The organism is Streptomyces ipomoeae 91-03 (genome assembly GCF_000317595.1).
GTDB lineage: Bacteria > Actinomycetota > Actinomycetes > Streptomycetales > Streptomycetaceae > Streptomyces > Streptomyces ipomoeae.
On record NZ_AEJC01000637.1, the window covers coordinates 1 to 3,634 of the forward strand.

Sequence of the window (3,634 nt, forward strand, 5' to 3'; positions counted from 1 at the left end):
TCAGGCGCCCCCTCCAGGCGGCGGCAGGTGGCGGAGGTAGCATCCGTTTATGACTACTGACAACGCTGGCACCTCTGTTCTCGATGTTGAGATCGGCGCCCTGGCGGGCGGCCCCGCGGACCTCTCGCAGTACGCCGGTAAGGCCGTGCTCGTCGTGAACGTGGCCTCCAAGTGCGGTCTCACCCCGCAGTACACGGGCCTCGAAGCGCTGCACGAGCGGTATGCCGAGCGGGGCTTCACCGTGCTCGGTGTGCCGTGCAACCAGTTCCTCGGGCAGGAGCCGGGCTCCGCCGAGGAGATCGCGGAGTTCTGCTCGGCGACGTACGGCGTGACGTTCCCGATGACCGAGAAGATCGAGGTCAACGGGGAGGGCCGGCACGCTCTGTACGAGCGGCTCGTCGGTCACGCGGATGCCGAGGGCCACACCGGCGACATCCGCTGGAACTTCGAGAAGTTCCTGATCGGCCGTGACGGCTCGGTCGTCGCCCGCTTCTCGCCGCAGACCGAGCCCGAGTCGGCGGAGCTGGTCGCCGCCGTGGAGAAGGCCCTCGGCTGACACCGGCGGAGCCGCCGGTTGACCTTGCCCCTGGGTCAAGGAACACCGTCTCTCCCGCCGGGCGGAGGGCGCCCGGCGACGGAGGATGACCCAGTGGACATGGACACGGATCTGCTCACCATCGGCGCCTTCGCCGCCCGCGCACGGCTGTCGGCGAAGGCGCTGCGACTGTACGACCGGCTGGGGCTGTTGGCACCGGCATACGTCGACGAGGTGAACGGCTACCGGTACTACCGCGCCGACCAGATAGAACGTGCCCGTCTCGTCGCCCTGCTGCGCCAGCTCGACATGCCTCTCGCCCGCGTCGCGGAGATCGTGGAGACCGTCGAGCTGGACGGCGCGCGGGCCGCGGACCGGTTGGCCGCGTACTGGGCCGGCGCCGAGGAACGGTTCGCGTCCCAGCGGACCCTCGCCGCCTACCTCTGTGGACGGTTGTCGGGAAGGAAACCCGGGATGAACGAGCCATACGGCAAGTTCACGGTCGAAACAGTCGATACGGCCCCGCAGGTCGTGCTCACCCAGTCGCGGCACACCCTGGTGGACGAGCTGCCCGCCTGGATCGGGGCGTCACTGGGGCGGCTGGAGGAGGGCGCGGCGGCGTGCGGCGGAATCACCGGGGCGCCGTTCGTCGTGTACCACTCCGAGGTGTCGATGGAGAGCGACGGGCCCGCCGAGTCGTGTGTGCCCGTGGCCGACGAGGACGCCGCGCGTGCCTGGGCCATCGCGCGGGGACGGGCCGGCGGGGCCGAGGTGCGCGTGGAGCCGGCGCGACGGCTCGCGTACACCCGGATCACCAAGGCGCAGGTGGCCTATCCACAGATCGTCGCCGCCTTCGAGGCGGTCGAGCGGTGGATCGCCGAGCAGGGGCTGAAGGTCGTCGGCCCGTGCCGTGAGATCTACTTCGCGGACTGGGCCGCGTCCGGCCCCGAGGACCCGGTGTGCGACGTGGCGTTCCCGGTCGCATCCTGACCTTCACAGGTCCTGAGAGATCCTCGTAGGGCCGTGTAGGCCCGCGCAGGGCCGCGTAGGGCCGTATTGGCCCCTATGGCCCACGTATGTCCTCGTGAGTCCATATACGTCCTCGTGAGTCCACGTAGGTCCCCATGGATCCTCGTACGGCCGTAGGGGTTTCCCTACGGCCGTAACGGATCGAACAGGTCCTGTCGGCCAACTGTCAGCGGGTGATTAGCGTCTACATCAACACACGAGGAACATCCGGGGAGACGTCTGTGACGGCGTCTGCCGGGCGCGCCCGTGAAGACCGCACCCGCCCGCACGAGTCGAACGGAACGGAAGAGCCGCAGTGGCCTTTGCCGAGCTGACCCCACGACGCCCCGTCTCGCGCGCCGACAAACCCTCGCCGGCGCGCGAGCCGTGGCGTGAGCGCCATCGAGTGGCCCTCACGGCGTCGCTGTGCGCCCTGCCGCTGTACTTCGTGTGGTGGGCGGTCTTCGCGACCGGCGGCGGCGATCTGGCGGCCCAGGTGGCGTGGGCGGAGTTCGCGAAGATGTACCCGGACTCCGCGGTCAACCTGTTCTGGTACGGCGGACTGCACGCGGCGAACTACAGCGTGCTGTCGCCGTATCTGATGGCGGCGTGCGGCGTCGTCCCGGTCACGCTGGTGTCGGGGCTCTCCGCCTCCTGGCTCGCCGGCGAGGTCGTCACCCGAACGGGCGTACGCAAGCCGGTGTGGGTCGCGCTGGCGGTGACGTTCTCGCTGTGGTGCCAGGTGGTGTCGGGGCGCTCCACGTTCATGCTGGGCACGGCCTTCGGCCTGGGGGCGCTGCTGGCGGTGGTGAGCGGGCGCAGCCGGCGGCATCTCGCGGTGGCGGCGGTGTGCGCGACGCTGTCCACGATGGGGAGCCCCGTCTCCGGGCTCTTCCTCCTCGTGGTCGGCGCCGCGTATCTGCTGTGCCGGGAGTGGGGCCGGGCGGCCTCGCTGCTGGTGCCGCCGGTGACCGTCGTCGCCGTCACCACCCTGCTGTTCCCCTTCGAGGGTGAGCAGCCCATGGCGTTCAGCCGGATATGGCCGCCGGTCCTGATCTGCGCGGCGGTGGTGCTGACCGCGCCGAGCGCCTGGCGGGTGCTGCGCATCGGCGCCGCCGTGTACGCGCTCGGCGTGGTCCTCTGCTATCTGATCCCCACGCCGATCGGCACGAATGTCGAACGGCTCCTGGAACTGGCGGGGCCGGCGGCGGCGCTGGCCATCGCCCTGTACCGGGGCGAGGCCCGGGAGGACGGCTCCCGGCTGCCGCTGTCCTGGTTCACACCCCGGCGGCGGCAGGTGGCCGGCGCGGTCGCCCTGGTGCTCTCCCTGACCTGGCTGACCGGCAAGACGACCGCCGACATCGTCACCAACACCAAGGTCCCCGAGTGGGCCGTCAAGACCGACGGTGTGGTGAAGGAGCTGAAGCGGCTCGGCGCCTGGAAGACCCGCGTCGAGGTGGTACCGGCCCGTGACCACCGCGAGGCCGCGATCCTCGCCCCGTACATCAATATGGCGCGCGGCTGGAACCGCCAGGCCGACGTCGAGCGCGGCCGGCTCTTCTACGAGGGTCACGGCGGCACCGAGGTGCCCGAGGGCGCGTTCACCCCGGAGGCGTACAAGGCCTGGCTCTCCCAGTGGGCGGTCGGTTTCGTCGTCCTCGTCAACGGCGAACCGGACGGCCCCGCCAAGCTCGAACACGCCCTGGTGACCAGTGAGCCGGACTATCTGGAGCGCGTCTGGGAGGACGCCAACTGGAAGATCTACCGGGTGAAGAACGCGACCCCGCTGGTCGACAGGCCCGCCTCCGTCGTCAGCGCCGACGGCGCCAACCTCGTCGTCCACATGCCGAGGCCCGGCGAGGTCATCGTCCGTGTCGCCTACTCCCCCTGGCTCTGGGCCGACAACGGCTGCCTCACCGCCGACCGCGAGTCCGACGGCGACCTCACGGAGTTCACCCGCCTGACGGTCCACGAGGCGGGGGATGTACGCATCAGCTCCCAGTACGGGGGGCCTTCGCGGCAGAGGGCGTTGGAGTGCGAGAAGGAAGAGGAAGAGGAAGAGGAGCAGTAGGGGATGTAGGGGACAGAGCA

The 3,634-nt window shown here is 70.3% G+C and carries 3 protein-coding genes; all 3 read left to right on the plus strand.

Annotation, left to right across the window (positions count from 1 at the left end; all coding sequences use genetic code 11):
• Positions 1-49: 49 nt before the first annotated feature.
• The 3 genes from STRIP9103_RS41910 (at position 50) to STRIP9103_RS41920 (ending at position 3,614) form a co-directional block, all read left to right on the plus strand.
• A complete protein-coding gene (locus STRIP9103_RS41910) occupies positions 50-556 on the plus strand; it encodes a glutathione peroxidase (RefSeq protein ID WP_009339571.1) in 507 nt (168 codons plus the stop codon).
• Positions 557-655: 99 nt separating this feature from the next.
• Positions 656-1,525 carry a MerR family transcriptional regulator gene (locus STRIP9103_RS41915; protein WP_048822019.1) on the plus strand — a complete coding sequence of 290 codons (870 nt, stop codon included), beginning with the start codon at positions 656-658 and terminating at the stop codon, positions 1,523-1,525.
• A 424-nt stretch (positions 1,526-1,949) separates the two neighbouring features.
• Positions 1,950-3,614: a hypothetical protein gene (locus tag STRIP9103_RS41920; RefSeq protein ID WP_009339572.1), complete on the plus strand. Its 1,665-nt coding sequence runs from the start codon at positions 1,950-1,952 to the stop codon at positions 3,612-3,614.
• The last annotated feature ends 20 nt before the right edge of the window (positions 3,615-3,634 follow it).